This window comes from Cohnella baijiui, from assembly GCF_020731285.1.
Lineage (GTDB): Bacteria > Bacillota > Bacilli > Paenibacillales > Paenibacillaceae > Cohnella.
The window spans coordinates 1-222 of record NZ_JAJFOW010000437.1; the positions used below are offsets into that span (position 1 = coordinate 1).

Consider the following 222-nt stretch of genomic DNA (forward strand, 5'->3'; position numbering starts at 1 on the left):
TCGCCAGTCGTTTTCTTGTACCGTGTGTTGCCATACTTGATCCGCAGTTGACAGTAAGCTGTCCGAAGGGCGTAACAGCAGGGACGGGAGTGGATGCGCTGACCCATGCAATCGAAGCCTATATCTCACGTAAACAGCAACCGCTGACGGATACGATGGCGCTATCAGCGATTCGTCGGATCTATCCGAACTTGGAGCGAGCATGGATAGACGGTAACGATA

1 pseudogene is annotated in these 222 nt (G+C 52.7%); it reads left to right on the forward strand.

Annotated features, from left to right (window positions below):
- Positions 1-222 (forward strand): annotated as a pseudogene (locus LKX83_RS33285) (iron-containing alcohol dehydrogenase); the annotation flags it as partial.